The sequence below is a fragment of the Streptomyces sp. NPDC091416 genome, assembly GCF_044756845.1.
Taxonomy (GTDB): Bacteria; Actinomycetota; Actinomycetes; order Streptomycetales; family Streptomycetaceae; genus Streptomyces.
Genome location: NZ_JBIVTU010000005.1, coordinates 252,712 through 278,794, shown reverse-complemented (window position 1 = coordinate 278,794; position 26,083 = coordinate 252,712). Strand labels below are relative to the sequence as shown.

The window sequence follows — 26,083 nt, the reverse complement described above, 5'->3', positions numbered from 1 at the left end:
GGGGCGCTACGGGGTGGGCAGCGCGTCCTCCGCGACGGCGAGCACCGCGCACAGCGCGGCCGAGGGGTTGTCGGCCCGCCAGGCCAGTGCCGCCTGCCGTCTGATCGGCGGTCCGGCGAGGGGCCGGTAGACGAGGCCGCTCTGCTGGATGTGCTGGACGGAGGTGACGGTGAGGGTCACTCCGACGCCCGCGGCGACCAGGGCAAGGATCGTGTACGAGTCGGGGGCCTCCTGCACCACCCGCGGGTTGAACCCGGCGGCCTCGCAGGCCCCGACCATCGCGTCGCGCACGGTGGAGCCGGTGTTCGCGGGGAACGAGACGAACGGCTCCCCGGCCAGCACCTCCAGCGCGACGCTGTCCCGGGCGGCGAGCGGGTGGTCGGAGGGCAGCGCGCACACCAGCTCCTCCTCGTCGATCACCCGGAAGCTCACGCCCGGCTGCGTCACCGGCAGCCGTACGAACCCCAGGTCCAGCGAGCCGTCCGCGACCCGGGCGAGCGCCACGTTCGCGTAGGTCTGGCCGGTCATCACGAGCTCGATCGCGGGGTGGGCCGCGCGTACCGCCCGGGTCAGCCGGGGCAGCGTCTCGTGGCTGGAGGCTCCCGCGAAGCCGATGCTGACCCGCCCGTACTCGCCTCGGCCGGCCGCCTTCGCGGCCCGTACGGCGGTGTCGAGGTCCTCGATCACCGTCCGCACCGGCTGGAGGAACGACTCCCCCGCACTGGTCAGCCGCACCGAACGGGTGTTGCGTTCGAAGAGCTGGACGCCCAGTTCCTTCTCCAGCCGGCGGATCTGCTGGCTCAGCGGCGGCTGGGCCATCCGCAGGCGCTGCGCGGCCCGGCCGAAATGCAGTTCCTCGGCCACGGCGACGAACGCGAAGAGATGGCGCAGTTCCATGCCCGCCCCTCCCTCAGCACCCATTGATTGCTCAGCAGTCTCGATCTGAGCTTAATTCGGTATTGGACAGCGATCAATGGCCGCTGGCACCGTGGGGCGACGCGCGCGCCCGTGCCCGCAGAGGAGGACCGTGACCCCGACGGACCGGACAGACAAGTCGATGTCGATGCGGGAGGCGATCGCCGCCTTCGTCCATGACGGCGCGACCGTCTGCCTCGAAGGCTTCACCCATCTCATCCCGACCGCCGCGGGTCACGAGATCATCCGCCAGGGCCGCCGCGACCTCACCGTCGTACGGATGACCGCGGACATCGTCGTGGACCAGATGATCGCCGCGGGCTGTGTGACCCGGCTGGTCTCGTCGTTCGTGGGCAACTCCTCGGCGGGATCGCTCGGTGAGCTCCGCCGGCGGGTGGAGCGCGCGGAGCCGGCGTCCCTCGTCTTCGAGGAGTACAGCCACTACGGGATGATCTGCCGCTATCTCGCCGGTGCGCAGCGGCTGCCGTTCTACCCGCTCCGCTCCTACGGCGGCAGCGATCTCCCGTCCGTCAACGGCGATCTGCGCAAGGTCACTTCGCCCTATCCCGGCCCGGACGGCGAGCCCGAACAGATCTATGTCGTACCGCCCGTCAACCCGGACGTGACGATCATCCACGCCCAGCGCGCCGACCTCCGCGGGAACACCCAGATATGGGGGCTGACGGGCGTCCAGGCCGAGGCCGTGTACGCGGCGGACAAGGCGGTCGTCGTCGTGGAGGAGATCGTCGGCGACGAGGTGATCCGCTCGGACCCCAACCGCACACTCGTCCCCGCGCACGCCGTCGACGCGGTGGTCCGCTGCCCGCGCGGGGCGCATCCCTCGTTCGCACAGGGCTACTACGACCGGGACAACGCCTTCTACCGGGCCTGGTCGCACATCAGCAAGGACCCGCAGCGGCTCCAGGACTGGCTGGACGAGTGGGTGCGCGGCACGTCGGACCACGCGGAGTACGTCGACAGGCTCGGCGAGGAGTTCTGGGCGGGGCTCGCGGTGGGCGAGGCGCTCAGCGAGCCGGTCGACTACGGGCGACGGCTGTGAGCGCCCCCGGAGCGACCGCCGCCACCGGACACGGGAAGGAACGGGCCATGACCGTCACCGCACCGGACACCGCCACCTCGTCCGAGCTGCTCGCTGTCGTCGCCTCCCGCGAACTGGCGGCGCGCCGCACGGTGTTCGCCGGAATCGGGCTGCCGACCCTGGCCACCGAACTGGCCCATCTGACGGTCGCCCCGGACATCGAGGTGGTGTACGAGTCGGGGGTCTGCGGCGCCCACCCCGCGCGGCTGCCGGAGACCATCGCCGACGCGGTCCTGATCACGGGGGCGGAGGCGGTGATCTCGATGCCGATGCTCTTCGGCTGTGTGCTGCAGGGCGGCCACATCGACGTGGGCTTCCTCGGCGCCGCGCAGATCGACCGCTGGGGCAACCTCAACACCTCCGTGATCGGTGACTGGGACAGTCCGTCGGTCCGGCTGCCCGGCTCGGGCGGCGGGGTCGAGGTGATGGCCAACTCCCGCGAGGTCTTCGTGGTGATGCGCCGTCATCATCCGCTTTCCTTCCCGGCGGAGCTCGACTTCTGCACCACTCCGGGGCCCGACCGCGCTCTCGCGGAGGGCATCCGCCCGCTGGGCGCCGGCGTCACCCGCGTCATCACCGAGCTGGGTGTCATGGCCCGCGCGGGCGTGGGCGAGGAGCTGCGGCTGGTCGCCGTCCAGCCCGGGGTCACCGTGGAGCAGGTGCGGGCCGCGACCGGCTGGGATCTCCGGGTCGCCGACACGGTGGACGAGGTACCGCCCCCGACCGGGGCGGAGTTGCGGCTGCTGCGCGAGGATGTCGACCCGGACCGCGTGTACCTGCGCTGATCCGCAGCCGCCGTCCGTCACCCGCCCCATCGAGAGGACCCTCACCACCATGCGTATCAGGATCGTCGGCGCCGGAGCCATGGGCCGCGGCATCGCCCAGTGGGCGGCCGTCGCCGGACACACCGTGGAGCTGTGCGACGTGCGGGCGGAGGCGGTGGCCGAGGCCGCCGGTTTCGTACGGTCCATGCTGGAGCGGGGCGTGCAGAAGGGCCGGATGTCCGCCGAGGACGCAGCCGGTGCCCTGGACCGGCTGGTTCCGCTGGACGACCCGTGGGCCGCGGGCCCGGACGTGGAGCTGGTCGTCGAGGCCGTACGGGAGGACCTGGCCACGAAGGCGGAGGTCTTCGGCCGGCTGGAGCGGGCACTGCCCGCGTCGGCCGTCTTCGCCACCAACACGTCCTCGCTGTCGGTGACGCGGATCGCCGCCACCCTGAAGGACCCGGCACGCCTGGCCGGACTGCATTTCTTCAATCCGGTCCCGCTGATGCGGATCGTCGAGGTCGTGCCCGGCGCCGCCACGCGTCCGGAGATCCCGCCGCTGCTGACCGCACTCGTGGAGAGCTGCGGGCACCGCGCGGTCACGGTGGCCGACACGCCGGGCTTCCTCGTCAACCACGCCGGACGCGGACTGGTGACGGAGGCACTCGCACTGCTGGAGGAGACGGTCGCAGGCCCGGCGGACATCGACCGCGTCGCGCGGGACGTGCTGGGCCTGCGGATGGGCCCGTTCGAGCTGATGGACCTGACCGGACTCGATGTGACCGCCGCCGTCATCGACTCGATCTGGGACGGCTTCCGCCACGAGGACCGGCTGCGGCCCTCATATCTGACCCCGAACCGGGTGGCGGCCGGACTGCACGGCCGCAAGACGGGACGCGGCTGGTTCCCGTACGGCGCCGGGGCCGCCTCGCCCGCAGCGGAGGCCCCGGTCACCGGCGACCCGGACCGGCCGGTGTGCGTCGTCGCCGCGTCCCCGGCCGGGGAGCGCGACGCCACCGCACTGCGGGAGGCTCTGGCCGCGGCGGGTGCCACGGTCGGGACCGGCACGGAACCGTCCGCGGGGGCGCTGGTGCTGGTGCCGGTCTGGGGGACCACGGTCGCCTCGGCGGTGGCCGAGCACGGGCTGCCCGCGGGACGCACCTTCGGTGTGGACCCGCTGCCGCCGGCCGGGCGCCGGCGGGTGCTGGCCGTGACTCCGGGCGTGGAGGCGGCGGCGGCACGGGACGCACGCGCGGTGCTGGCGCGGCCCTCGGACGGCGGCGGGCCGTTCGCGGTCTCGGTGGTCCGGGACACCGCGGGCTCGGTCGCGCAGCGGCTGCTCGCGTCGATCGTGTCGGTCTCGGCATCGATCGCGGAACGCGCCCTGGCGACGCCGGGCGACATCGATCTGGCGGTGACGACCGGTCTCGGCTATCCGGTGGGCCCGCTGGCCTGGGGCGACCGGATCGGCGCGGCCAGGATGCTGGAGCTGCACCGGGCCCTGCACGCCACGACGGGCGACCCGCGCCACCGCCCGACCCGCTGGGTCACCGAACGCGCCGCGCTGGGCCTGGCGCTGACGGACCCGGGGACGTCACCGGCGGACTGCCTGGAGGGCGAGGGCGAGGGGGACGGCGTGGTGTGAGGTGGGGGGGCGGGTGACATGACCGATTCGTTCAAGACCGCGGGCCGTCCCCCGGCCTACGGTCGGTTCATGACTCCACGACTCGACGCTCTCTCCATCACGACCGCGGATCTGGCCGCCTCGCTCGCCTTCTACCGCCGGCTCGGCCTCGACATCCCCGCCGGCGCGGAATCCGCACCCCATGTCGAAGTGACGCTCCCGGGCGGGCAACGGCTCCTGTGGGACACCGAGGACGTCGTCCGCTCCTTCGACCCGGAGTGGTCGGGGGCGAACGGCGGCGAACGGCTCGGGCTCGCGTTCCTCTGCGACGGCCCGGCGGAGGTCGACGCCGTCTACGCGGAGCTGACGGGCGCCGGATACCGCGGCCATCTGAAGCCGTGGGACGCGGAATGGGGACAGCGGTACGCGGTGGTCCTGGACCCGGACGGCTGCGCCGTGTCGCTGTTCGCCCCCGCCGGTGCGACTCCTCAGGGTGTGTCCGCCTGATCGGGGGCGGCGCGGTCCTGATCCGCGAAGTACGCGGTCAGGGTGGTGCCGCCCAGTTCGCGCATCTCCCGGGCGAGGTGTGCCTGATCGGCGCATCCCGCCAGGAGCGCGGCCTCGGCGTACGGCGTCCCCGTCCGGGCGAGTTCCAGAGCCCGCTGCAGCCGCAGGACCCGGGCGAGTGTCTTGGGGCCGTAGCCGAAGGCGGCCAGCGAGCGGCGGTGCAGCTGACGGGCGCCGAGGCCGGCCGCCTGTGCCGTCTGCGCGACGGTGCAGCCGCTGTCCAGATGTGCGGCGACGGAGCGCATCACCGGGTCCGGCGGCGGGGTGTCCGCGGCCCGGCGCACCGCGATGTCCTCCAGCGCGGCGGCCGGATCGGCGGCGCAGGCGACCCGCTCGGTGAGCTCCCGGACGTGGGCCGCCGGCCACAGGTCGGCCAGCGCGATCCGGCGGTCCCGCAGTTCGTGCGCCTCCACGCCCAGCAGGGCGGGTGCCGTGCCCGGGGCGAAGCGGATGCCCGCGTAGCTGCCGCCGTCCGTTCCGGAGGGGGCTTCCGCACGGGTGTCCGGGCCCGCGACCAGAAGCCCGCCGCCGGTCCAGAGCAGGTCCATGCAGCCGTCGGGCAGGACGGGGTGGAACGAGCCGGGCGGCACGGTCAGGCTCCAGACCTTCGCACCGTCCACCCGCGAGACGCGCTCTTCGTAACGGTCGCCCATGGCACTAGTGTCGTCGACCGACGGAGAACGGGCGGTACGGGCATCCCGGGGGCGGTCATGGCGGCATTGATGGAGTTCACCACCGAGAGCGGCGAGACGGTGACGGTCGAGGTCGACCGGCACGCTCAGGGTGCGCAGCTGGTGGCGCGCGACGGCCATGCGCTGGCCCGGGCGGAGCGCACTTTCGACGAGGCGCTCCAGGGCATCCGGTCGGCGGCCGAGTCCGCGCTCGCGGTGTTCCGGGACGGTGCCCTGAAGCCGGACGGGGTGGAGCTCGAATTCGGGGTGAAGATCACCGCGGAGGCCGGGGCGGTCATCGCGAAGAGCGCGCTGGAGGGCCATCTGACGGTCAAGCTGTCGTGGTCACCGGGCTCGTCCGCGACTCCCTCCGAGACGCCGCCCGCCCCGCCCGCCGGCTGACGCCCCCGCTCACTCGCCGTGCGGCTGCGGCTTGTCCGGTTCCTTCTCGCGGCTCGGCTGCAGCCGGGACTTCACGTCGTCGGGCGGCAGGAACCGCGACCAGCGCTCGGGGAACTCGGACGGCATGTAAGGGCTGTCGCCGTCGTCCCCGTCCCCGTCGTCGTCCCAGCCGCCGTACCGGCTCTCCGCCTGGGTACGGGCCACGAACTCGGCCGCCTGGGCGGCGCGCACCCGGTCGTTGGCGGCGCGGGCCGCAGCCGTCGCCACCGACGGCCACACCCGGTCGATGGCCGCGTTGACCGCGGCGCCCACGAGCACCGCGAACGCGGAGATGCCGATCCACAGCAGGACCGCGATCGGGGCGGCCAGCGACCCGTAGATCGTGGGCCCCTCGACCGTGCTGGTGAGGTAGATCCGCAGCAGGAAGCTGCCGAGCACCCACATCGCCAGCGCCATCAGGGCGCCCGGCATGTCCTCGACCCACGGCGAGCGGACGGGGACAGACACGTGGTAGAGCGTCGTCAGGAAGGCGATGGACAGCAGTATCACCAGGGGCCAGTACAGGACGCTTATGACCTCGGTGCCCCAGGGGATGAACTCCACGACCCGGTCGGGACCGACCACCAGCAGGGGCAGCACGACCGCACCCAGCAGCAGCGCCACCACGTACAGCAGGAAGGCGAGCATCCGGGTCTTGACGATGCCGCGCTGGCCGTCGAGCCCGTACATGACCGTGATCGTGTCGATGAAGACGTTGACCGCGCGGGAGCCGGACCAGAGCGCGATCGCGAAGCCGAGGGAGATGACGTCGGGCCGGGCTCCGGTGGTGACGTCGGCCAGGAGCGGTTTGGCGAAGTCGTTGACGCCGCGCTCGGAGAGCACCGTGTGGGCGGCGCTCAGGATGTTGCGCTCGATGGAGGCGACCGTCGCGGTGCTGGTCCACTCGTCGACGTATCCGAGCAGGCCGATCAGTCCGAGGAGCAGCGGGGGCAGGGACAGCAGGGTGAAGAACGCCGCCTCGGCGGCGAGTCCCAGAATGCGGTACTCCATGCACGAGTTCACGGTGTCCTTCAGCAACTGCCAGGCCAGTTGCCGCTTGGACACGTTGCGGTAGAGCACTCTGGCCCGGTGGAGCCGGCCCGGTGACCGCTCGGGTGTTTCATTTGCTGCCTGCACGTCCTTACCGTATCGGCATGGCAGCCACCACCCACACCGTGTCCAACCAGGCCCCTCCGCTCCTCGGCTACGACGTCTTCGGCGCGGACCGGGTCCTCACCGAAGCCGTGGAACGGCACCTTTCGGCGGACCTGCTCGATGACGCCCGGGACGGGCTCGCCGAGCTCGGCCGGTCCGCCGGATCGCCCCAGGCCGCGGAGTGGGGGGTGCAGGCCAACGAGAATCCGCCGAGGCTGCGCACGCATGACCGCTACGGCAACCGCGTCGATGAGGTGGAGTTCCATCCGGCCTGGCACCGGCTGCTCGGTCACGCCGTCACCGCCGGTCTGACCGATGCCTGGGACCGGCCGGGCGGGCATGTGCGGCGGACCGCCGGCTTCCTGGTGTGGACGCAGGCCGAGGCAGGGCACGGCTGCCCGCTCTCCATGACACACGCGGCGGTACCCGCGCTGCGGACCGATCCGGCCGTGGCGGCGGAGTGGGAGCCGCTGCTGACCTCACGGGTGTACGAGGAGGAGCTGCGGCCGGCCGGGCAGAAGACCGGGGCGCTCCTCGGCATGGGCATGACGGAGAAGCAGGGCGGCACGGACGTGCGGTCCAACACGACGCGCGCCGAGCCCCTGTCCGGTGACGGGGAGTATCTGCTCACCGGGCACAAGTGGTTCTGCTCGGCTCCGATGTCCGACGGGTTCCTGGTGCTGGCGCAGGCCCCGGGCGGGCTGACGTGCTTCCTGCTGCCCCGGGTACTGCCCGACGGCACGCGCAACGTGTTCGCGATCCAGCGGCTCAAGGACAAGCTGGGCAACCGGTCCAACGCCTCGGCCGAGGTCGAGTTCGACGGTACGTGGGCGCGCCGGATCGGTGAGGAGGGGCGCGGGGTGCGCACCATCATCGACATGGTGGCGGCGACCCGGCTGGACTGTGTGACCGGTTCGGCGGCGCTGATGCGGCAGGCGGTGGCGCAGGCGGTCCACCACGCCACGTACCGCAGCGCGTTCGGCGGGCCGCTGGCCGACAAGCCGCTGATGCGCAACGTGCTGGCCGATCTGGCGCTGGAGTCGGAGGCGGCGACGGTCCTGGCGATGCGCCTCGCGGCGGCGTACGACGCCGGGACGGAGAGCGAGTCGGCATTCCTGCGCATCGCGGTGCCCGCGGCGAAGTACTGGGTGACGAAGCAGTGCGCCCCGCTGGTGGCCGAGGCGCTGGAGTGCCTGGGCGGCAACGGCTATGTGGAGGAGTCGGGCATGCCCCGGCTGCTGCGCGAGGCGCCGCTCAACTCGATCTGGGAGGGCTCGGGGAACGTACAGGCACTGGATGTGCTGCGTGCGCTGCAGCGCGAGCCGCTGGCGCTGAACGCGTTCCTCCAGGAGGTCGGGCGGGCTCGGGGCGCCGACCACCGGCTCGACCGGGCGATCAGGGACCTGCTCACCGAGCTCGCCGATCTGCAGGGCATCGAGGCGCGGGCCCGCCGCCTCGTGGAGCGGATGGCGCTGGTGCTCCAGGGCTCGCTGCTGGTGCGCTGGGCCCCGTCCGAGGTGGCCGACGCCTTCTGCGCGTCACGCCTGGGCGGTGAGTGGGGTTCGGCGTTCGGAACGCTGCCGCACACCCTGGACCTGGCCTCGGTCGTGGAACGGGCCCGGCCCGTGGAGCGCTGATCCGGGCGGGGCAGCAACAGGGGGTGGTGCTGCGCCGACACGGCACCACCCCCCATGCTGTACACACCGGACTTCGGGGCCGAAACCCCGCCGTGCGGTGTTCCGCCACTCTCGTACGGCGGGGGTGCCGTCGCCAGAGTTGCAGAGGGTTGCAACCATTGTGTGGAGTTGCGGCAAAGGGACCCGCGAAGCGGCAGGATGACCCCGTGGCCCTTGGCACGGTCCTGGTACTGACGCTGGCACTGGCACCTGGGGGGATCCGACGTGGAGACAAGTCCTGTCGATGTGATGCGGCCTGCCGAGCGGGACGCGGGCCGGGCCGCGCGCCTGCTCCACCGTGCCCGGGAGGCGCGGATGGAGGGCCGGCGGATGCCGGTCCGGCCGCGGGCCGAGATCGGGGCCTCGTGGGACCGGGTGCTGCGCAGCGGGATCGATCCGGAGCAGACCACGCAGAGCGTGCTGCTGGAGCTGGAGGAGATCGAGCACCGGCGCCGGAGTTCGGCGCTGGGCGAGGTCATGCCGCTGCTCAGTGACGGTCTGGTGAGCATCGCGGACGCCTCGCAGCAGATCATGGTGGTCACCGACGTGGAGGGCCGGGTGCTGTGGCGGCAGGGCAACACGGGGATCCTGCGCCGGGCCGACGACATCTGTCTGGCCGAGGGCGCCGCCTGGTCGGAGGAGATCACCGGCACCAACGCGATCGGTACCGCGCTCGCCTCGCGCGCGCCGGTGCAGGTCCACTCCGCGGAGCACTTCGTGCGCAGTCTGCACGGGTGGACGTGCGCGGCGGCCCCGGTGCGTGACCCGCGCGACGGCCGGCTGATGGGGATCGTCGACATCAGCGGTCCGGCGAGCACCTTCCATCCCACGACGCTCGCCCTGGTCGGTTCGGTGGCCCGGCTGGCCGAGAGCGAGATCAGGACCCGGCACCTCCAGGCGATCGACCGGCTGCGTTCGGTGGCGGCTCCGATGCTGTGCCGGCTGGGGGGCCGGGCGATGGCGGTGGACACGAACGGCTGGCTGGCCGCGGTCACCGGGATGCCGCCGGTGGACCGGCTGCCGCTGCCCAAGTCCGTGCAGCCGGGCCCGGCGTGGCTGCCCTCGCTCGGGATGTGCCGGGTGGAGCCGCTGCCGGGCGGGTGGCTGGTGCAGGTGGCGGACGGAACGATGGACACCCCGCCGCGCCGGGTCGTGCTGGATCTGAGCATGCCGGGCAGCCTCACGGTGAACCTGGTGAGCCCGGTGGGCACGTGGACGCAGCGGCTGTCCCCGCGCCACGCCGAGCTGCTGTACGCGCTGGCCCGGTGCCCCGAGGGGCGTACGGCGTCCGAACTGGCCGAGGACATCTTCGGCGATCCGACCAGGACGGTGACGGTCCGGGCCGAGATCTCGCGGCTGCGGCGCCATCTCGCGGAGGTACTGGCGCACCGCCCGTACCGTTTCGGCGAGGGCGTCGAGGTGGAGGTGATCGGTCCGGAGCACCCGGGCGATCTGCTGCCCCGGTCGAAGGCGCCCGTGGTGGTGGCGGCCCGCAGCGCCTCCTGAACCCCGTTCCCGCAGGTCCGGGGCGCCTCGTCGCGGGTACCGGCTTGGGCCGGGTGGGCGGGGCATGGTTTTCTGGCAGTCATGAGCAACCCCGAGCGTCCATCCGATCCCGCCCTGGCCGAGGTGACCGTCTGGTCCCTGGAGCAGACCTCCGCCGACGATCTGCGGCCCTCGGCCGAGCCCGGCCCGGACGTACGGATCGTGCGGTCCGAGGTCCCGCTGCCCGAGTTCAGCCGCTTCCTCTATACGGCAGTCGGCGGCGACATCCAGTGGACGGACCGGCTGTCGATGACATACGCGCAGTGGCGGGAAGTGCTGGACCGGCCGGGCGCGGAGACCTGGGTGGCGTACGTGAACGGGACGCCGGCGGGGTACGTGGAGCTGGACCCGCAGGACGACGGCGCGGTCGAGATCATGTACTTCGGTCTCCTCCCGGCCTTCCGGGGCCGCCGGATCGGCGGCCATCTGCTCTCGTACGGGGTCGCCCGCGCCTGGGACCTGGCGGAGCGGTGGCCGGAGCGGCCCGCGACGAAGCGGGTGTGGGTCCACACGTGCTCCAAGGACGGTCCGCACGCGATGGGCAACTATCTGCGCCGCGGCTTCCGGCTGTTCGACACCCGGACGGAGCTGGAGCCCGATGTCGCCACCCCGGGCCCGTGGCCCGAATCCGGCCGGTAGTCATTTCCGTGGAGCCGGCCGGAAATCCCGGTAAGAAATGCACATGGTTGTCCGGTATTCCGGCCGCCGGGCGCCCGTCAGTTACGTGACGGGCGCCACATTGTCTCACCTGCCGGGACTGTCTCGTCCACATCATGGATAGTGGTGGACTGCCCGGAGACCCGCGTGACACGCTTCCGTCATGCCTGGAACTGGAATTGCCTTGGTGAGTCGACGCCACGTCGACCTCGGCCGCATGTCCAGCGCCATCTGTCCGGCGAGCTGAGAGTTCCAGCACCGCCGCGATCACCCTTTCTCTGCAAACCCTGCGCACCGCCGCGCCCAGACGCGAGTGTGCAGTTCAGAGCCGCCCTCCTGCAGTCCCGAAGGACGTATTGTCATGGCCGCTACCCCGGAACAGCCCGCGCCCGCCGCGCCCCGCCGCAAAGCGGGACGCCACCGCGGCGAAGGTCAGTGGGCCCTGGGGCACTACACCCCGCTGAACGGCAATGAGCAGTTCAAGAAGGACGACGACAGTCTCAACGTGCGGACGCGCATTGAGACGATCTACTCCAAGCGCGGGTTCGACTCGATCGACCCCAACGACCTTCGCGGACGCATGCGCTGGTGGGGCCTCTACACGCAGCGGCGGGCGGGCATCGACGGCGGCAAGACGGCGGTCCTGGAGCCCGAGGAGCTCGAGGACAAGTACTTCATGATGCGGGTCCGCATCGACGGCGGGAGGCTGACGACCGCTCAGCTGCGCGTCATCGGCGAGATCTCCGAGGAGTACGCCCGCGGCAGCGCGGACATCACCGACCGCCAGAACGTCCAGATGCACTGGATCCGCATCGAGGACGTCCCGGCCATCTGGGAGAAGCTGGAGGCCGTCGGTCTCTCCACCACCGAGGCGTGCGGTGACTGCCCCCGCACGATGATCGGTTCACCGGTGGCCGGCATCGCCGCCGACGAGATCATCGACGGCACGCCGGCGCTGGACGAGATCCACGAGCGCTACATCGGCAGCCCGGAGTTCTCCAACCTGCCGCGCAAGTTCAAGACCGCGATCTCCGGCTCCCCGGTGCAGGACGTGGTGCACGAGATCAATGACATCGCGTTCGTCGGTGTCGAGCACCCCGAGCACGGCCCCGGCTTCGACCTCTGGGTCGGCGGCGGCCTCTCCACCAACCCCCGGCTGGCCGAACGCCTGGGCGCCTGGGTGCCGTTGGACGAGGTCGCGGACGTGTGGGCCGGTGTCGTGGGGATCTTCCGCGACTACGGATACCGCCGGCTGCGCAACCGCGCCCGGCTGAAGTTCCTGATCGCCGACTGGGGCGTCGCCAAGTTCCGCCAGGTGCTGGAGGACGAGTACCTGAAGCGCCCGATGCTGGACGGACCCGCGCCCGCGGAGCCCAGCAGCCGCTGGCGGGACCACATCGGCGTCCACCCGCAGCAGGACGGCCGTTCCTACGTCGGTTTCGCGCCGCGCGTCGGACGGGTCGACGGCTCCACCCTCGCCAAGATCGCCGACCTCGCCGAGGCGCACGGTTCCGGGCGGGTCCGCACCACCGTCGAGCAGAAGATGATCATTCTCGATGTGGAGCAGGACCGGGTCGAGTCCCTGTCCGCCGGTCTCGAGGCGCTCGGATTCCAGGTGAGGCCGTCCTCGTTCCGCCGCGGCACGATGGCCTGCACCGGCATCGAGTACTGCAAGCTGGCGATCGTCGAGACGAAGGCGCGCGGCGCCGCGCTCATCGACGAACTGGAGCGCCGCCTCCCGGAGTTCGACGAGCCGCTCACCATCAACATCAACGGCTGCCCGAACGCCTGCGCCCGCATCCAGACCGCGGACATCGGCCTCAAGGGCCAGCTCATGCTGGACGACGAGGGCAACCAGGTGGAGGGCTATCAGGTCCACCTGGGCGGCGCGCTCGGCCTGGAGGCCGGATTCGGCCGCAAGGTCCGTGGTCTGAAGGTCACTTCGGCCGAACTGCCCGACTACGTCGAGCGGGTCCTGGAGAACTTCCGGAAGGAGCGCGAGGACGACGAGCGCTTCGCGACCTGGGCCGCGCGGGCCAGTGCGGAGTCGCTGTCATGAGCGAGCGCGCCGCGCCGTTCCACTGCCCGTACTGCGGTGACGAGGACCTGCGTCCGCACGAGAGCGGACACGGGGCCTGGGAATGCGCCTCCTGCAACCGGGCGTTCCAGCTGAAGTTCCTGGGCCTGCTGGCCCGGGGGCTGGAGCGCAACGACGGTGAAGGGGACGGGATATGACGGACACTCTGCAGACCGAGGAGCTCTCCGCGGCCGAGCTCAGGGAGCTGGCCGAGCGCGCGGGACGGGAGCTGGAGGACGCCTCCGCCCTGGAGATCCTCCAGTGGGCCACCCGCACCTTCGGCAAGCGGTTCTGTGTGACGTCGTCGATGGAGGACGCGGTCGTCGCCCACCTCGCCTCCCGGGCGCTGCCCGGGGTGGACGTGGTCTTCCTCGACACGGGCTACCACTTCCCCGAGACGATCGGCACCCGTGACGCGGTGGAGGCGGTGATGGACGTCCGCGTCATCACGCTGACGCCGCGGCAGACCGTGGCCGAGCAGGACGCCGAGTACGGACCGAAGCTGCACGACCGCGACCCGGACCTCTGCTGCAAGCTGCGCAAGGTCAAGCCCCTGGAAGAAGGCCTGACCGCGTACGCGGCCTGGGCGACGGGGCTGCGCCGGGACGAGTCCCCCACCCGGGCGAACACCCCGGTGGTCGGCTGGGACGAGAAGCGGCAGAAGGTCAAGGTCTCCCCCATCGCCCGCTGGACCCAGGACGACGTAGACGCGTACGTCGCCGAGCACGGGGTGCTCACCAACCCGCTGCTGATGGACGGTTACGCCTCCGTGGGCTGCGCCCCCTGCACCCGCCGGGTGCTGGAGGGTGAGGACGCGCGGGCCGGCCGCTGGGCCGGCCGCGGCAAGACCGAATGCGGGCTGCACGACTGATGACGACTGATCAGGAGACTTCGATGAGCGTGACGGAGACGGGAGCCACCGTCTGGCTGACCGGTCTGCCGAGCGCGGGCAAGACCACCATCGCGTACGAACTCGCCGGGCGGCTGCGCGGCGAGGGCCACCGGGTGGAGGTGCTCGACGGCGACGAGATCCGCGAGTTCCTCTCGGCGGGCCTCGGCTTCACCCGCGAGGACCGCCACACCAACGTCCAGCGGATCGGCTTCGTCGCCGAACTGCTGGCGGCCAACGGCGTGAAGGTGCTGGTCCCGGTCATCGCCCCGTACGCGGACAGCCGTGACGCGGTCCGCAAGCGGCACCAGGCAGAGGGCACCACATACCTGGAGGTGCATGTCGCCACTCCGGTCGAGGTGTGCTCGGTGCGCGATGTGAAGGGGCTGTACGCCAAGCAGGCGGCGGGCGAGATCAGCGGGCTGACCGGGGTGGACGACCCCTACGAGGCGCCCGAGTCGCCCGATCTGCGGATCGAGTCGCACCGGCAGACCGTGCAGGAGTCCGCGGCGGAGCTGTATGCGCTGCTGAGCGAGAGGGGTGCAGCGTGACGACCGTCGCGACTGTGTCGGAAGGCACCGACAATCCGTACGCACTCAGCCACCTGGACTCCCTGGAGTCCGAGGCGGTGCACATCTTCCGTGAGGTGGCGGGAGAGTTCGAGCGGCCGGTGATCCTGTTCTCCGGCGGCAAGGACTCGATCCTGATGCTGCACCTGGCGCTCAAGGCGTTCGCGCCCGCGCCGGTGCCGTTCACGCTGCTGCACGTGGACACCGGGCACAACTTCCCCGAGGTCCTGGAGTACCGCGACCGCACGGTCGCCGAGCACGGGCTGCGCCTGTACGTCGCCTCCGTCCAGGAGTACATCGACGCCGGGAAGCTCCGCGAGCGCCCCGACGGCACCCGGAACCCGCTGCAGACCGTGCCACTGACCGAGGCGATCCAGCAGCACCGCTTCGACGCCGTGTTCGGCGGCGGCCGGCGCGACGAGGAGAAGGCGCGCGCCAAGGAGCGGGTCTTCTCGCTGCGCGACGAGTTCTCCCAGTGGGACCCGCGCCGACAGCGCCCCGAGCTGTGGCAGCTGTACAACGGCCGGCACGCCGCCGGTGAGCACGTCCGGGTCTTCCCGATCTCCAACTGGACCGAGCTCGACGTGTGGCAGTACATCGAGCGCGAGGGCATCGAGCTTCCGCAGATCTACTTCGCCCATGAGCGCGAGGTGTTCAACCGCTCCGGCATGTGGCTGACCGCGGGCGACTGGGGCGGCCCCAAGGAACACGAAACGGTCGAGACCCGTCAGGTGCGCTACCGCACGGTCGGCGACATGTCCTGCACCGGTGCCGTCGACTCCGACGCCACCACGCTGGACGCCGTGATCACCGAGATCGCCGCCTCCCGGCTCACCGAACGGGGCGCGACCCGCGCCGACGACAAGATGTCCGAGGCCGCGATGGAAGACCGTAAGCGCGAGGGGTACTTCTAACATGACCACACCCACCCAGTTGGCCGAGCAGTTGTCGACCACCACCCTGCTGCGGTTCGCCACCGCGGGGTCCGTCGACGACGGCAAGTCCACCCTCGTCGGACGGCTCCTGCACGACTCCAAGTCGGTCCTCACCGACCAGCTGGAGGCGGTCGAGGACGCGTCCCGCAAGCGCGGCCAGGAGGCGCCGGACCTGGCGCTGCTGACCGACGGGCTGCGGGCCGAGCGCGAGCAGGGCATCACCATCGATGTCGCCTACCGCTACTTCGCCACCACCCGGCGCCGGTTCATCCTCGCCGACACCCCGGGCCACGTGCAGTACACCCGCAACATGGTGACGGGCGCCTCGACGGCCGAGCTGGCCGTGGTCCTGGTCGACGCCCGCAACGGTGTCGTCGAGCAGACCCGCCGGCACGCCGCCGTCGCGGCCCTGCTCCGGGTCCCGCACGTGGTGCTGGCCGTGAACAAGATGGACCTGGTCGACTACGCGGAGCCGGTCTTCGCCGCCATCGCCGAGGAGTTCACCGCCTACGCGGCCTCCCTGGGCGTCCCGGAGATCACCGCCATCCCGATCTCCGCGCTGGCCGGCGACAACGTCGTGGAGCCGTCCGCGAACATGGACTGGTACGGCGGCCCGACCGTCCTGGAACACCTGGAGACGGTCCCGGTCAGCCACGACCTCACCGCCTGCCATGCCCGGTTCCCCGTCCAGTACGTGATCCGGCCGCAGACCGCCGAGCACCCCGACTACCGCGGCTACGCGGGCCAGATCGCCGCCGGTGTGTTCCGCGTCGGCGAGCCCGTCACCGTACTGCCCTCCGGCGTGACGTCGACGATCACCGGTATCGACCTGCTCGGCGCCGGCGTGGACATCGCCTGGGCCCCCCAGTCGGTCACCCTGCGCCTGGCCGACGACATCGACGTGTCGCGCGGCGACCTGATCGCCCCGGCGAACGACTCGCCCGCGGTCACCCAGGACGTCGAGGCGACCGTCTGCCACGTCGCGGACCAGCCGCTCACCGTCGGCCAGCGGGTGCTGATCAAGCACACCACCCGCACGGTCAAGGCGATCGTCAAGGACATCCCGTCCCGGCTGACCCTGGACGACCTCTCCCAGCACCCGGCCCCCGGGCAGCTCGTCGCCAACGACATAGGCCGCGTCGTGGTCCGTACCGCCGAGCCGCTCGCGCTCGACGCGTACGCCGACTCGCGGCGCACCGGCTCGTTCCTGCTGATCGACCCGGCGGACGGCACCACCCTCTCGGCCGGCATGGCGGGCGCCTCCTTCGCCGCCGTGGCGCAGACCGGGGCCCCGTCGGACGACGACGCGGAGTGGGACTTCTGATGAGCCGTGACATCTTCTCGACCTTCGCGAAGGAGGGCGGCCGTGTCGGCAGCGGCGCCCTCGGCAGCGGACAGGGCGGGGTTGCGCGATGTGCGCGATGACGTACGCGCACTGCCTGCGCGCCCGGCAGCACCAACCGCACCGCCTGTACCGCCAGTTCAGACGAAGACCTGCCGACTTCCCGGCCGCTCCCCCTTACTTCCGGGGGGCCTGAGAGCCGGGCCAACGAGAGGAAAGCCTCCCGTGTCTGCCCCCCGTACCACGCTCCGCCGCAGCCTCGCCGCTGCCGCCGCACTGCCGCTGCTCGCCGTGGTGCTCAGCGCCTGCGGCTACGGCTCCGAGGCGAAGGACGACGACGCCGGGAAGGCGAACGTCGCCGCCGACGGAAAGAAGCTCTCCGCCGACACCGTGCGGATCGGGTACTTCCCGAACCTCACGCACGCCACCGCGCTCGTGGGCGACCAGGAGGGCCTGTTCCAGAAGGAGCTCGGCGGCACGCGGCTCAAGACGTCGACGTTCAACGCGGGCCCGTCCGAGATCGAGGCGCTCAACGCCGACTCGATCGACATCGGCTTCATCGGCCCCTCGCCGTCGATCAACGGCTTCACCAAGTCCAAGGGCAAGAACCTGCGGATCATCGGCGGTTCGGCCTCCGGCGGCGTGAAGCTCGTCGTCAACCCGGACAAGATCAAGACCCTGGACGACCTCAAGGGCAAGAAGATCGCCACCCCGCAGCTCGGCAACACCCAGGACGTGGCCTTCCTCAACTGGATCTCCGAGAAGGGCTGGAAGGTCGACGCCCAGAGCGGCAAGGGTGACGTCTCCGTCGTCCGCACGGACAACAAGGTGACCCCGGACGCCTACAGGTCCGGTTCCATCGACGGCGCCTGGGTGCCCGAGCCGACCGCCTCCAAGCTGGTCGCCGAGGGTGCGAAGGAGCTGCTGAACGAGTCGACGCTGTGGCCCGGCGACAAGTTCGTGATCACGAACATCATCGTGTCGCAGAAGTTCCTCAAGGAGCACCCGGACGTCGTCGAGGCGGTCCTGCGCGGCTCGGTGAACACGAACGCGTGGATCAACGCCAACCCCGACGAGGCGAAGGCCTCCGCGAACGCCGCGCTGAAGAAGCTCACCGGCAAGGCGCTGCCGGCCGAGATCATCGACCCGGCCTGGAAGTCGATCCAGATCACCGACGACCCGCTGGCCGCCACGCTCGACGCGCAGGCCGAGCACGCGGTGAAGGCAGGCCTGCTGGAGGAGCCCGACCTCAACGGCATCTACGACCTGAAGCCGCTGAACAAGATCCTCAAGGCCGCGGGCAAGCCCGAGGTCGCCGACGCCGGTCTCGGCGTCAAGTAACCAGCCGCTCGAAGACCCCAGGAGGTGACGACCATGGCGAACACCCTCACCAAGGCCGAGGACCGTGTCGAGGTCGGGCACGCCGCCCGTATCGCACATGTCTCGAAGTCCTTCGCCGGACCCACGGGAGCGCAGCTGGTCCTGGACGACATCACGCTCGATGTCGCCCCGGGCGAGTTCGTCACCCTCCTGGGAGCCTCCGGGTGCGGAAAGTCGACGCTGCTCAACCTGGTGGCCGGACTCGACCGCCCGACCGGGGGAACCATCGAGACCCCCGGCGGGCGCCCGGCCCTGATGTTCCAGGAGCACGCCCTGTTCCCGTGGCTGACCGCGGGCAAGAACATCGAACTGGCACTGCGCCTGCGGGGCGTGCCGAAGTCGGAACGCCGTGCGGAGGCGGAGCGGCTGCTGGAGCTGGTGCGCCTGGGCGGGGCGTACGGCAAGCGGGTGCACGAGCTGTCGGGCGGCATGCGGCAGCGGGTGGCGATGGCCCGCGCGCTCGCTCAGGACAGTCAACTGCTCTTGATGGACGAGCCGTTCGCCGCGCTCGACGCCATCACCCGGGACGTGCTGCACGACGAGCTGACCCGGATCTGGCGCGAGACGAACGTCTCGGTCCTGTTCGTCACGCACAACGTGCGCGAGGCGGTACGTCTCGCCGAGCGCGTGGTGCTGCTCTCCTCCCGCCCCGGCCGGATCGCCCACGAGTGGACGGTCGACATCGAGCAGCCGCGCCGCATCGAGGACACCGCCGTGGCGGAACTGTCCGTCGAGATCACCGAACAACTGCGTGGGGAGATCCGCCGTCATGGCCAGCACTGATACCAAGTCGGGCGCACCGGGGTCCGGCGGGGCCGGGCCGGACGCGGTGAAGCCGGACGACCTGGCCGGTCTGGAGGCCGGCCTGGACGCGCTGGACGCCGTGCAGGTGCACCGCACCCCGGTGCGCGAGGTCCTGCTGCGCAAGGTGCTGCCGCCGCTGCTGGCGGTCGCCCTGGTCGTCGTCGTCTGGCAGCTGCTCGTCTGGGCGCAGGTGACCGAGGACTACAAGCTGCCCTCGCCCGCCGCGGTCGGGGAGAGCGTGGGCGACATGTGGCGGCAGGGGACCCTGCTGGAGGTCGTCTGGACCAGCGTCTCGCGCGGTCTGCTCGGCTTCCTGCTCTCCGTCGCCATCGGTACGCCGCTGGGTCTGCTGGTGGCCCGGGTACGGTTCGTCCGTGCCGCGATCGGCCCGATCCTGTCCGGGCTGCAGTCCCTGCCGTCCGTGGCGTGGGTGGCGCCGGCCGTGATCTGGCTCGGGCTCAACGACTCGATGATGTTCGCGGTCATCCTGCTGGGCGCGGTGCCCTCGATCGCCAACGGCCTGGTCTCCGGCGTCGACCAGGTGCCGCCGCTCTTCCTCCGGGCGGGCCGGACCCTCGGCGCGACCGGTCTGCGGGGGACCTGGCTCATCGTCATGCCGGCGGCCCTGCCGGGCTATCTGGCCGGACTGAAGCAGGGCTGGGCCTTCTCCTGGCGCTCGCTGATGGCCGCCGAGATCATCGCCTCGTCGCCCGACCTCGGGCTGGGACTCGGTCAGTTGCTGGAGAACGGCCGCAACAACGCGGACATGCCGGGGATCTTCCTCGCCATTCTGCTGATCCTGTTCGTCGGCATCGCGATCGATCTGCTCATCTTCAGTCCGCTGGAGCGGTGGGTGCTGCGCAGCCGCGGTCTCCTCGTCAAGAACTGAGTCTCCGATGACATCTCCGGTCCTTCTCGTCATCGCCCACGGCAGCCGCGATCCGCGGCACGCGGCGACCGTGCACGCGCTCACCGCGCGAGTACGGGCGCTGCGGCCCGGGCTGCGGGTGGAGACCGGGTTCCTGGACTTCAACGCCCCGTCGGTGCCGCGGGTCCTGGAGCGGCTGGACGCGGAAGGGGCGGGTGAGGTGGTGGCGCTGCCGCTGCTGCTCACCCGGGCGTTCCACGCCAAGTCCGACATCCCGGCGGTCCTGCGCGAGGCGCGCGCCCGGCTGCCGCGGCTGCGGGTGCGGCAGGCCGAGGTGCTCGGCCCGTCGCCGCTGCTGAACTCCGCCCTGGAGCGGCGGCTGGACGAAGCCGGGGTCCGCCCCGGCGACCGAAGCTCGACCGGGCTCGTCCTGGCCTCGGCGGGCTCCACAGACCCGGAGGCGATCGCAGTGATCGCTGAAATCGCGCGGGAGCTGCGGCACACCGGTTGGTGTTCCGTGCGGCCTGCGTTCGCCTCCGCATCCCATCCCCGTACCGAGGACGCGGTACGGGCCCTGCGGGCCGACGGTGTGCGCCGGGTGGCGGTCGCCCCGTACGTGATCGCGCCCGGCCGCCTCCCGGACCGCATCGCGGCGGGGGCGGCCGAGGCCGGTGCGGATGTGCTGGCCGGCGTGCTGGGCCCTTCGCCGGAGCTGGCGCGGCTGCTGCTCGACCGGTACGACGAGGCCCGCGTCCGGGCGGCCCGGACCGCGCGGGTCAGCGCGTAGGGCGCGTTCAGAGTCGCCGGGCCGGCGGGGCCTTCACAGCACGCCCTCTCGTCGCGCCCGGCGACCTGAACAACGACGGCGGTCCCGAGATCCTGGCGCTCGCCTGTGCGGTCCGGGGCGCCGGGCCTTCGCTCAGCCCAGGTCCAGACCGCCCGTACGGGTCCGCTTGAGCTCGAAGAAGTCCTGGTGGACGGCGAGCACCCGGAAGCTGTCGAACAGGCGCGCCGCCTCCTCTCCGCGCGGCACCGCCCGGAGCACGGGACCGAACCACACGGTCCCGTCGACGTGGAGCGTGGGCGTGCCCACGTAGCCGTCCGCCTCCGGGTCCTTTCCGGCGTCGTGGCTGCGCCGCACCGCTTCGTCGTACGACGGGTCGTGCGCGGCCGCGGCCAGCTCGGCGGGAAGGCCGAGTTCGGCGAGGGACCGTTCGATCACCTCGTCGAAGTCCTCGTTCTTCTGCTGGTGGATCCGCGTTCCGTAGGCCGTGTACAGCTCGCGCAGCACGGCCTCGCCGCGCAGTTCCGCCGCGGCGACGGCGACGCGTACCGGGCCGATCGACTTGTCGACGAGGGTGCGGTACCAGTCGGGGAGTTCATTGCCCGCGTTGTGCAGGTAGAGGCTCATCACGTGGAAGCGGAGCTCGATGTCGCGCCGCTGCTCCACCTCCAGCATCCAGCGGGAGGCGATCCAGGCGAACGGGCAGGCGGGGTCGAAGTAGAAGTCGACGACGGCCCCGGCCGTACCAGGACTGCGGTGAGTGGTCATGCGAGGAGCCTAGCCAGCCGGTGGCTCAGTCCCACGGGCCATTCAGTACCCATGGGACTGGGCCAATTCCCGCAGGGCAGCCCTCAGCCGGCGGTCCACTGCGGATCACGGCCGCTCAGGGCCAGGGCGCGGGTGAAGTCGTCGGCACCCGGATCCACCGTGACCTCTCCGGCGAACCCTTCGTACTGGCGGTAGAGCGCGGCGGTGCTCTCGACGATCGCCAGGACGTGGGCGGCCGCCTCGTCGGAGAGCCGGAACTCCTGGCCGGTGGCCCGGGCCACGTCCCAGCCGTGCAGGGCCGTCTCCTCGATGAGCATCGCGGCGGTGTCCGCGGCCGGGGCGGCCGAGTCACCGGTGCCGATCTCCCCCTCCCAGGCGGCCGGATCCGACCAGGCGGCAACGGCACGGTCCAGCTGCGCCGCGTAGCGCTCGGCCCAGTCGGCGTCCGCCGTGAAGTCCCGGGTGGTGAGTTCCTCGGGGATCTCCGTGCGCAGGGCGCGGTGCTCCATGCCGTGCGAGGTGTAGAGGACCCAGTGGTTGACGAGGCCGCGGACGTCCCAGCCGGCGCAGGGAGTGACGGGGGCGTCGAGCTGTTCGGGGCGGACGCCGCGGGCCACCCGGGCGGCTTCGGCGGCGCATTCGGTCATGTGGGTGTGCTCGGTCTTCATGCGCGTCAGCCTAGGAAGGCCCCCCGCGCCCGGTCTTGAACAAACGCGACAGGAACCGGTCGGAAAGGCGCCGGAGCGCCGGACTACTGTTCCTTCATGTCTTCCTCGCTCTCCTCACCTGCCGCTTCGTTCCTCCTGGGCGGGGAGCTGCCCGTACGACGTCTCGGCTACGGGACCGCCCAGCTGACCGGCCCCGGGTACTGGGGCCCGCGAGGCGAGCGCCGGGACGCGCTGGCGGTGCTCCGGTCGGCGGTCGAGCAGGGGGTCACGCTGATCGACACCGCCGACAACTACGGCCCCGGCGTCGCCGAGGAACTGGTGGCCGAAGCGCTGCACCCGTACCGCGACGACCTCGTGATCGCGACGAAGGGCGGAGTCGTGCGGACCGGCGACGACGCCTGGCACATCGCGGGGCGGCCCGAGCAGCTGCGCGCGATGTGCGAGGCCAGCCTGCGCAGGCTGCGGACCGACCGGATCGACCTGTACCAGCTGCACCGGCTGGACCCCCGGGTGCCGATGGCGGAGCAGCTGGGCGCTCTGGACGCGCTGCGGCAGGAAGGTAAGATCCGCTGCATCGGTCTGGACACCCTCACCGCCGACCAGCTGGAGCAGGCGCTCTCCCTGACCGGGATCGCCTCCGTGCAGAATCGCTTCAACCTCCTCGACCGCGGCTCGGACGCGGTGCTGAAGGTGTGCGAATCCCATGGCCTGGCGTTTCTCCCGTGGTTCCCCCTGGCCAACGGCGCACTGACGGGCGAGGCCGCCGCCGCCCTCGACGAGGTCGCGCGGAGCCACGGTGCCACCCGCGGGCAGATCGCCCTCGCCTGGCTGCTGCACCGCTCCCCCGTGCTGTGCCCGACCCCGGGCACCGGGTCGGCCGTCCATCTCTCGGAGAACCTGGGAGCGGCGGAGGTACGGCTGGCGACCGAGGACATGAGCCGCCTGGAGGCGCTCGCACCCGCATGAAGGAGTACCCGCACGTGACCATGACCACCGCCCAGGCCCGACCCGCCGCGTCCGCCGGGGTGCCGGTGATCCGGGCCGATGACGTCTCACTCGTACGCGACGGAAACGTCCTGCTGGACTCGGTCTCGCTGACCGTGCGCGGCGGCGAGCACTGGGCCCTCCTGGGTGCCAACGGTGCGGGCAAGAGCACTCTGCTCAAGCTGCTGGGCGCGGTCGCCCACCCGACCCGGGGCACGGTGGAGGTGCTGGGGCGCACGCTCGGCCGGGTGGATCTGCGGGAGCTGCGCACCCTGCTGGGGCATGTCGATCCGCGTCATCCGCTGCGTTCTCCGCTGACGGTGAGCCAGGTGGTGCTGACCGGCCTGACCAACTCGGTCGAGCCGCTGCCGCGCTGGTCGCCCGGGGCGGAGCAGCGGGAGCGGGCCGAGCGGCTGCTGGGGATGCTGGGGATGGGCGGGAAGACGCACGCGCGCTGGCCGGCCCTCTCGCAGGGTGAGCGCGGCCGTACGCTCATCGCCCGTGCGCTGATGCCGCAGCCCCGGCTGCTGCTGCTCGACGAGCCGGCCACCGGGCTCGACCTGGCCGCCCGGGAGCAGTTGCTGGACAGTCTGGACGCGTTGCGCGAGGAGCATCCGGAACTGGCGACGGTGCTGGTCACGCACCATCTGGAGGAGCTGCCGGCCTCCACGACGCACGCGATGCTGCTGCGCGGCGGGCGCTGTACGGCCTCGGGGTCCGCCGACGAGGTACTGACCACGGACCGGGTCAGCGACTGCTTCGGTCATCCGGTGCGGATCGCCCGCACGGACGGGCGGTGGACGGCGCGGGCCCAGCGGCCGGCCCGGGGCTGACCCTGCCCGCGAGGTCTCCGGCGCCTCTCACGCGTCGGCGTCCGCCGCGGTGACGAAGGGGGTGGCCTGGTGGTAGTAGAGGAGCCAGCCCGCGTCGGTGAGCCGCCACAGCGAACTGCGGTGGGCGCGCTTGCCCTTGGCCTCGGTGTCGAAGGTGACGTGGACGAGCTCCTCGGCGAGCTGGACACCGCGCATCCGTGAGGCGGTGAGCTGTCCGGGCCGTGGCGCCTCGTCCGAGATCAGCGAGGTGATGACCATCGCGCGGTCCCAGTGGCGGCCGGTGGAGTCGACCTCGTGGAAGTCGGGGTGCAGGACCTGGACGAGGAGTTCGGTGGAAGCCCGGACCCTCGGGTCCATGAGGCGGAGTTCGCCCTCGACCGCCGCGGCCACTCCGGGGGTCGGCTCGCTCATGCGCCGCGTCCGGGGGCGGCTGCCGGTTCGGCGGGCAGCGCGTGCGGCCCGGCCGCGACGGGCCTCCGGTGGCCGCTCCCGCCCGTTCCGGACGACGGCACCGCGTACATCATCATGGGCACACCATAGGACGATCCGCCCGAGCCGTGCGGCCGCCGCGCCCCGTGGGGGAGAGCACGGCGGCCGCCGGCCGGCCGGGGCCTTTCGCCCGGATCGTGCCGGGCTCGCGAGGCCCGGCACGCGCGGCTGTGTCGCGATCCGGACGAAGGGCCCCGGTGCCCGTGTTACTCGACGATCTTCAGCAGCTTGTTCGCCGTTCCTTCGGTGGCGTTGCCGATGGCGTCCGGGGTGGCTCCGCCGGTCAGCGCCGTGGCGACCTCCGCCGGGGTGGCGTCCGGGTGCCCCGCCAGATACACGGCGGCGGCACCGACGACATGCGGGGTCGCCATGGACGTACCGGAGATGGTGTTGGAACCCTCGTCGCTGTCGTTCCACGACGAGGTGATGTCCGAGCCCGGAGCGTAGATGTCCACGACCGAGCCGTAGTTGGAGAACGACGACTGCTCGTCGTCCACCGTGGAGGAGGCGACCGTGATCGCCTCCGGGACGCGCGACGGGGAGCCCTCGCCGGCGTCGCTCGAGTCGTTCCCGGCGGCCACCGCGAAGGTGACTCCGGAGGCGATGGCCTTCTGGACGGCCGCGTCGAGCGCTTCGTCCGCGCCGCCGCCGAGGCTCATGTTGGCGACGGACGGGCCCTGGTGGTTCTCGGTCACCCAGTCGATGCCGGCGACGACCTGCTCGGTGGTGCCCGAGCCGGAGTCGTCCAGGACACGGACGGCGACGATCTTGGCCTTCTTGGCGACGCCGTACGTCGCCCCGGCTATGGTGCCGGCCACGTGTGTGCCGTGGCCGTTGCCGTCGTCGGCGCTGTCGTCGTTGTCCACGGCGTCGAAGCCCGAGCTCGCCCGGCCCTCGAACTCCTGGTGCGTGGTGCGGACCCCGGTGTCGATGACGTACGCGGTGACACCCTCTCCCGCGCTGTCCGGGTAGGTGTACGCGTTGTCCCCGGCGGTCTCCGCCTGGTCGATGCGGTCCAGACCCCAGGACGGCGGGCTGTCCTGGGTGGCGCTCGCGTGGAACTTCTTGTTCTGGACGACCTTGGAGACGGCCGGGTCGGCGGCGAGGCGCTTGGCCTCGGTCTCCGAAAGGCCGCTGGCGGAGAAGCCGTTGATGGCGGAGCTGTAGTTCCGCTTCAGCTTGCCGCCGTACTCCTTGGCGAGCTTCGCCTTGTCGGCCTTCTGGTCCAGCATCACGATGTAGCTGCCGGAGACGGCGGTCGCCGCGTCGGCACCGTAGATCTTGCCCATCGCGGGAGCGGGTGCCGCTCCCGCGAACGGACCGGTCATCAGGGTGACTCCGGCGGCGGCTGCCACCGCGGTGATGGAGGCGGCCAGCTTGAACCGGCGTGCACGCTTGTGAATTGCCATGAAGAGGGGTCTCCTCGTCATTCTTTGTGGGGGGATTGGCCCTCGGCCGGAAGATCTCCGGGGGCTGATGCGAAACCCTTCCCGATTGACGCGCGCAGATCAAGACCCCTCCGGCGCCTGCGACTTCCCCGGCAGCGGTTCGTCACAGAAAATCGACCGGCCGCACCCAA

The 26,083-nt window shown here is 71.7% G+C and carries 28 protein-coding genes; 21 read left to right on the top strand and 7 right to left on the bottom strand.

Translation table 11 applies throughout. The annotated features are described in order from the left end of the window. Positions 1 to 6: 6 nt before the first annotated feature. The gene (locus ACIQMX_RS17450; protein WP_402478867.1) at positions 7 to 897 is read right to left on the bottom strand and encodes a LysR family transcriptional regulator; all 891 of its coding nucleotides are present in this window, start codon (positions 895 to 897) and stop codon (positions 7 to 9) included. Between the two features lie 160 nt (positions 898 to 1,057). Here ACIQMX_RS17450 and ACIQMX_RS17445 point away from each other — a divergent pair, with 160 nt between their 5' ends. The 4 genes from ACIQMX_RS17445 to ACIQMX_RS17430 are packed head-to-tail and all read left to right on the top strand — an operon-like array spanning position 1,058 to position 4,909. Continuing rightward, positions 1,058 to 1,975 carry a CoA-transferase gene (locus ACIQMX_RS17445; RefSeq protein ID WP_363067217.1) on the top strand — a complete coding sequence of 306 codons (918 nt, stop codon included), beginning with the start codon at positions 1,058 to 1,060 and terminating at the stop codon, positions 1,973 to 1,975. 47 nt (positions 1,976 to 2,022) lie between these two features. Continuing rightward, a complete protein-coding gene (locus ACIQMX_RS17440; RefSeq protein ID WP_402478864.1) occupies positions 2,023 to 2,799 on the top strand; it encodes a CoA-transferase subunit beta in 777 nt (258 codons plus the stop codon). 49 nt (positions 2,800 to 2,848) lie between these two features. Continuing rightward, entirely contained in the window at positions 2,849 to 4,423 is a 1,575-nt protein-coding gene (locus ACIQMX_RS17435) for a 3-hydroxyacyl-CoA dehydrogenase (RefSeq protein WP_402478862.1), read from the top strand. Between the two features lie 18 nt (positions 4,424 to 4,441). After that, a complete protein-coding gene (locus ACIQMX_RS17430; protein WP_402478859.1) occupies positions 4,442 to 4,909 on the top strand; it encodes a VOC family protein in 468 nt (155 codons plus the stop codon). Here the strand turns inward: ACIQMX_RS17430 and ACIQMX_RS17425 are convergent. Beyond that, positions 4,891 to 5,622, bottom strand: coding sequence for a helix-turn-helix domain-containing protein (locus tag ACIQMX_RS17425; RefSeq protein ID WP_363067105.1), 732 nt, complete (start codon positions 5,620 to 5,622; stop codon positions 4,891 to 4,893). The two genes, ACIQMX_RS17430 and ACIQMX_RS17425, sit on opposite strands and share 19 nt — an antisense overlap. 57 nt (positions 5,623 to 5,679) lie before the next feature. Between ACIQMX_RS17425 and ACIQMX_RS17420 the strand changes: the two genes are divergently transcribed. Beyond that, a complete protein-coding gene (locus tag ACIQMX_RS17420) occupies positions 5,680 to 6,042 on the top strand; it encodes a CU044_2847 family protein (protein ID WP_402478857.1) in 363 nt (120 codons plus the stop codon). Between the two features lie 9 nt (positions 6,043 to 6,051). Here the strand turns inward: ACIQMX_RS17420 and ACIQMX_RS17415 are convergent, their stop codons facing one another. Next, positions 6,052 to 7,161: a YihY/virulence factor BrkB family protein gene (locus tag ACIQMX_RS17415; RefSeq protein WP_402479418.1), complete on the bottom strand. Its 1,110-nt coding sequence runs from the start codon at positions 7,159 to 7,161 to the stop codon at positions 6,052 to 6,054. A 74-nt stretch (positions 7,162 to 7,235) separates the two neighbouring features. Here ACIQMX_RS17415 and ACIQMX_RS17410 point away from each other — a divergent pair, with 74 nt between their 5' ends. The 14 genes from ACIQMX_RS17410 (at position 7,236) to ACIQMX_RS17345 (ending at position 20,765) form a co-directional block, all read left to right on the top strand. Beyond that, on the top strand, positions 7,236 to 8,873 hold the full coding sequence (locus ACIQMX_RS17410) for an acyl-CoA dehydrogenase family protein (protein ID WP_402478854.1): 1,638 nt from the start codon (positions 7,236 to 7,238) through the stop codon (positions 8,871 to 8,873). A gap of 288 nt (positions 8,874 to 9,161) precedes the next feature. Then, the gene (locus tag ACIQMX_RS17405; protein ID WP_402479415.1) at positions 9,162 to 10,418 is read left to right on the top strand and encodes a GAF domain-containing protein; all 1,257 of its coding nucleotides are present in this window, start codon (positions 9,162 to 9,164) and stop codon (positions 10,416 to 10,418) included. Positions 10,419 to 10,499: 81 nt separating this feature from the next. Continuing rightward, a complete protein-coding gene (locus tag ACIQMX_RS17400; protein ID WP_363067102.1) occupies positions 10,500 to 11,096 on the top strand; it encodes a GNAT family N-acetyltransferase in 597 nt (198 codons plus the stop codon). Positions 11,097 to 11,277: 181 nt separating this feature from the next. Then, positions 11,278 to 11,361, top strand: coding sequence for a putative leader peptide (locus ACIQMX_RS17395; RefSeq protein WP_310739661.1), 84 nt, complete (start codon positions 11,278 to 11,280; stop codon positions 11,359 to 11,361). Positions 11,362 to 11,475: 114 nt separating this feature from the next. Beyond that, entirely contained in the window at positions 11,476 to 13,173 is a 1,698-nt protein-coding gene (locus ACIQMX_RS17390; RefSeq protein ID WP_363067101.1) for a nitrite/sulfite reductase, read from the top strand. Then, positions 13,170 to 13,349 (top strand): hypothetical protein, encoded by a 180-nt coding sequence (locus tag ACIQMX_RS17385; RefSeq protein WP_363067100.1) that lies wholly within the window; start codon positions 13,170 to 13,172, stop codon positions 13,347 to 13,349. Before ACIQMX_RS17390 ends, ACIQMX_RS17385 begins: the two co-directional genes overlap by 4 nt. Next, positions 13,346 to 14,062: a phosphoadenylyl-sulfate reductase gene (locus ACIQMX_RS17380; RefSeq protein WP_363067099.1), complete on the top strand. Its 717-nt coding sequence runs from the start codon at positions 13,346 to 13,348 to the stop codon at positions 14,060 to 14,062. The genes ACIQMX_RS17385 and ACIQMX_RS17380 overlap by 4 nt, the downstream gene beginning before the upstream one ends. A 23-nt stretch (positions 14,063 to 14,085) precedes the next feature. After that, entirely contained in the window at positions 14,086 to 14,631 is a 546-nt protein-coding gene (gene cysC, locus ACIQMX_RS17375) for an adenylyl-sulfate kinase (RefSeq protein WP_402478848.1), read from the top strand. Then, positions 14,628 to 15,563, top strand: coding sequence for a sulfate adenylyltransferase subunit CysD (cysD, locus tag ACIQMX_RS17370; RefSeq protein ID WP_363067097.1), 936 nt, complete (start codon positions 14,628 to 14,630; stop codon positions 15,561 to 15,563). Before cysC ends, cysD begins: the two co-directional genes overlap by 4 nt. Before the next feature lies 1 nt (position 15,564). Further along, the gene (locus ACIQMX_RS17365; RefSeq protein ID WP_363067096.1) at positions 15,565 to 16,908 is read left to right on the top strand and encodes a GTP-binding protein; all 1,344 of its coding nucleotides are present in this window, start codon (positions 15,565 to 15,567) and stop codon (positions 16,906 to 16,908) included. A 243-nt stretch (positions 16,909 to 17,151) separates the two neighbouring features. Continuing rightward, positions 17,152 to 18,267 carry an aliphatic sulfonate ABC transporter substrate-binding protein gene (locus ACIQMX_RS17360; RefSeq protein WP_363067095.1) on the top strand — a complete coding sequence of 372 codons (1,116 nt, stop codon included), beginning with the start codon at positions 17,152 to 17,154 and terminating at the stop codon, positions 18,265 to 18,267. Positions 18,268 to 18,300: 33 nt separating this feature from the next. Then, positions 18,301 to 19,089, top strand: a complete 789-nt coding sequence (locus ACIQMX_RS17355) for an ABC transporter ATP-binding protein (protein WP_363067094.1) — start codon at positions 18,301 to 18,303, stop codon at positions 19,087 to 19,089. Beyond that, positions 19,076 to 19,999 (top strand): ABC transporter permease, encoded by a 924-nt coding sequence (locus ACIQMX_RS17350; protein ID WP_363067093.1) that lies wholly within the window; start codon positions 19,076 to 19,078, stop codon positions 19,997 to 19,999. Before ACIQMX_RS17355 ends, ACIQMX_RS17350 begins: the two co-directional genes overlap by 14 nt. Before the next feature lie 7 nt (positions 20,000 to 20,006). After that, positions 20,007 to 20,765, top strand: a complete 759-nt coding sequence (locus ACIQMX_RS17345) for a sirohydrochlorin chelatase (RefSeq protein ID WP_402478842.1) — start codon at positions 20,007 to 20,009, stop codon at positions 20,763 to 20,765. A gap of 132 nt (positions 20,766 to 20,897) precedes the next feature. Here ACIQMX_RS17345 and ACIQMX_RS17340 read toward each other — a convergent pair whose 3' ends face one another. Together ACIQMX_RS17340 and ACIQMX_RS17335 are read right to left on the bottom strand one after the other, a co-directional pair. Continuing rightward, on the bottom strand, positions 20,898 to 21,530 hold the full coding sequence (locus ACIQMX_RS17340) for a DsbA family protein (RefSeq protein WP_402478839.1): 633 nt from the start codon (positions 21,528 to 21,530) through the stop codon (positions 20,898 to 20,900). Between the two features lie 83 nt (positions 21,531 to 21,613). Beyond that, positions 21,614 to 22,198, bottom strand: a complete 585-nt coding sequence (locus ACIQMX_RS17335) for a TIGR03086 family metal-binding protein (protein ID WP_402478836.1) — start codon at positions 22,196 to 22,198, stop codon at positions 21,614 to 21,616. A 96-nt stretch (positions 22,199 to 22,294) separates the two neighbouring features. Between ACIQMX_RS17335 and ACIQMX_RS17330 the strand changes: the two genes are divergently transcribed. Both ACIQMX_RS17330 and ACIQMX_RS17325 read left to right on the top strand, forming a co-directional pair. Then, positions 22,295 to 23,164: an aldo/keto reductase gene (locus ACIQMX_RS17330; protein ID WP_402478833.1), complete on the top strand. Its 870-nt coding sequence runs from the start codon at positions 22,295 to 22,297 to the stop codon at positions 23,162 to 23,164. 20 nt (positions 23,165 to 23,184) lie between these two features. Beyond that, complete coding sequence (locus ACIQMX_RS17325) at positions 23,185 to 24,015, top strand: ATP-binding cassette domain-containing protein (protein WP_363067214.1); 831 nt, start codon at positions 23,185 to 23,187, stop codon at positions 24,013 to 24,015. Between the two features lie 27 nt (positions 24,016 to 24,042). Here the strand turns inward: ACIQMX_RS17325 and ACIQMX_RS17320 are convergent, their stop codons facing one another. Together ACIQMX_RS17320 and ACIQMX_RS17315 are read right to left on the bottom strand one after the other, a co-directional pair. Continuing rightward, positions 24,043 to 24,426: a nuclear transport factor 2 family protein gene (locus tag ACIQMX_RS17320; protein WP_363067088.1), complete on the bottom strand. Its 384-nt coding sequence runs from the start codon at positions 24,424 to 24,426 to the stop codon at positions 24,043 to 24,045. Between the two features lie 284 nt (positions 24,427 to 24,710). Further along, complete coding sequence (locus ACIQMX_RS17315) at positions 24,711 to 25,913, bottom strand: S8 family peptidase (protein WP_363073331.1); 1,203 nt, start codon at positions 25,911 to 25,913, stop codon at positions 24,711 to 24,713. Positions 25,914 to 26,083 lie beyond the last annotated feature (170 nt).

Coding starts and splice junctions, on each gene's coding strand:
- ACIQMX_RS17450 (WP_402478867.1), bottom strand. CDS start 897: ATGGAACTGCGCCATCTCTTCGCGTTCGTCGCCGTGGCCGAGGAACTG.
- ACIQMX_RS17445 (WP_363067217.1), top strand. CDS start 1,058: ATGTCGATGCGGGAGGCGATCGCCGCCTTCGTCCATGACGGCGCGACC.
- ACIQMX_RS17440 (WP_402478864.1), top strand. CDS start 2,023: ATGACCGTCACCGCACCGGACACCGCCACCTCGTCCGAGCTGCTCGCT.
- ACIQMX_RS17435 (WP_402478862.1), top strand. CDS start 2,849: ATGCGTATCAGGATCGTCGGCGCCGGAGCCATGGGCCGCGGCATCGCC.
- ACIQMX_RS17430 (WP_402478859.1), top strand. CDS start 4,442: ATGACCGATTCGTTCAAGACCGCGGGCCGTCCCCCGGCCTACGGTCGG.
- ACIQMX_RS17425 (WP_363067105.1), bottom strand. CDS start 5,622: ATGGGCGACCGTTACGAAGAGCGCGTCTCGCGGGTGGACGGTGCGAAG.
- ACIQMX_RS17420 (WP_402478857.1), top strand. CDS start 5,680: ATGGCGGCATTGATGGAGTTCACCACCGAGAGCGGCGAGACGGTGACG.
- ACIQMX_RS17410 (WP_402478854.1), top strand. CDS start 7,236: ATGGCAGCCACCACCCACACCGTGTCCAACCAGGCCCCTCCGCTCCTC.
- ACIQMX_RS17405 (WP_402479415.1), top strand. CDS start 9,162: ATGCGGCCTGCCGAGCGGGACGCGGGCCGGGCCGCGCGCCTGCTCCAC.
- ACIQMX_RS17400 (WP_363067102.1), top strand. CDS start 10,500: ATGAGCAACCCCGAGCGTCCATCCGATCCCGCCCTGGCCGAGGTGACC.
- ACIQMX_RS17395 (WP_310739661.1), top strand. CDS start 11,278: ATGCCTGGAACTGGAATTGCCTTGGTGAGTCGACGCCACGTCGACCTC.
- ACIQMX_RS17390 (WP_363067101.1), top strand. CDS start 11,476: ATGGCCGCTACCCCGGAACAGCCCGCGCCCGCCGCGCCCCGCCGCAAA.
- ACIQMX_RS17385 (WP_363067100.1), top strand. CDS start 13,170: ATGAGCGAGCGCGCCGCGCCGTTCCACTGCCCGTACTGCGGTGACGAG.
- ACIQMX_RS17380 (WP_363067099.1), top strand. CDS start 13,346: ATGACGGACACTCTGCAGACCGAGGAGCTCTCCGCGGCCGAGCTCAGG.
- cysC (WP_402478848.1), top strand. CDS start 14,086: ATGAGCGTGACGGAGACGGGAGCCACCGTCTGGCTGACCGGTCTGCCG.
- ACIQMX_RS17365 (WP_363067096.1), top strand. CDS start 15,565: ATGACCACACCCACCCAGTTGGCCGAGCAGTTGTCGACCACCACCCTG.
- ACIQMX_RS17355 (WP_363067094.1), top strand. CDS start 18,301: ATGGCGAACACCCTCACCAAGGCCGAGGACCGTGTCGAGGTCGGGCAC.
- ACIQMX_RS17350 (WP_363067093.1), top strand. CDS start 19,076: ATGGCCAGCACTGATACCAAGTCGGGCGCACCGGGGTCCGGCGGGGCC.
- ACIQMX_RS17345 (WP_402478842.1), top strand. CDS start 20,007: ATGACATCTCCGGTCCTTCTCGTCATCGCCCACGGCAGCCGCGATCCG.
- ACIQMX_RS17340 (WP_402478839.1), bottom strand. CDS start 21,530: ATGACCACTCACCGCAGTCCTGGTACGGCCGGGGCCGTCGTCGACTTC.
- ACIQMX_RS17335 (WP_402478836.1), bottom strand. CDS start 22,198: ATGAAGACCGAGCACACCCACATGACCGAATGCGCCGCCGAAGCCGCC.
- ACIQMX_RS17330 (WP_402478833.1), top strand. CDS start 22,295: ATGTCTTCCTCGCTCTCCTCACCTGCCGCTTCGTTCCTCCTGGGCGGG.
- ACIQMX_RS17325 (WP_363067214.1), top strand. CDS start 23,185: ATGACCACCGCCCAGGCCCGACCCGCCGCGTCCGCCGGGGTGCCGGTG.
- ACIQMX_RS17320 (WP_363067088.1), bottom strand. CDS start 24,426: ATGAGCGAGCCGACCCCCGGAGTGGCCGCGGCGGTCGAGGGCGAACTC.
- ACIQMX_RS17315 (WP_363073331.1), bottom strand. CDS start 25,913: ATGGCAATTCACAAGCGTGCACGCCGGTTCAAGCTGGCCGCCTCCATC.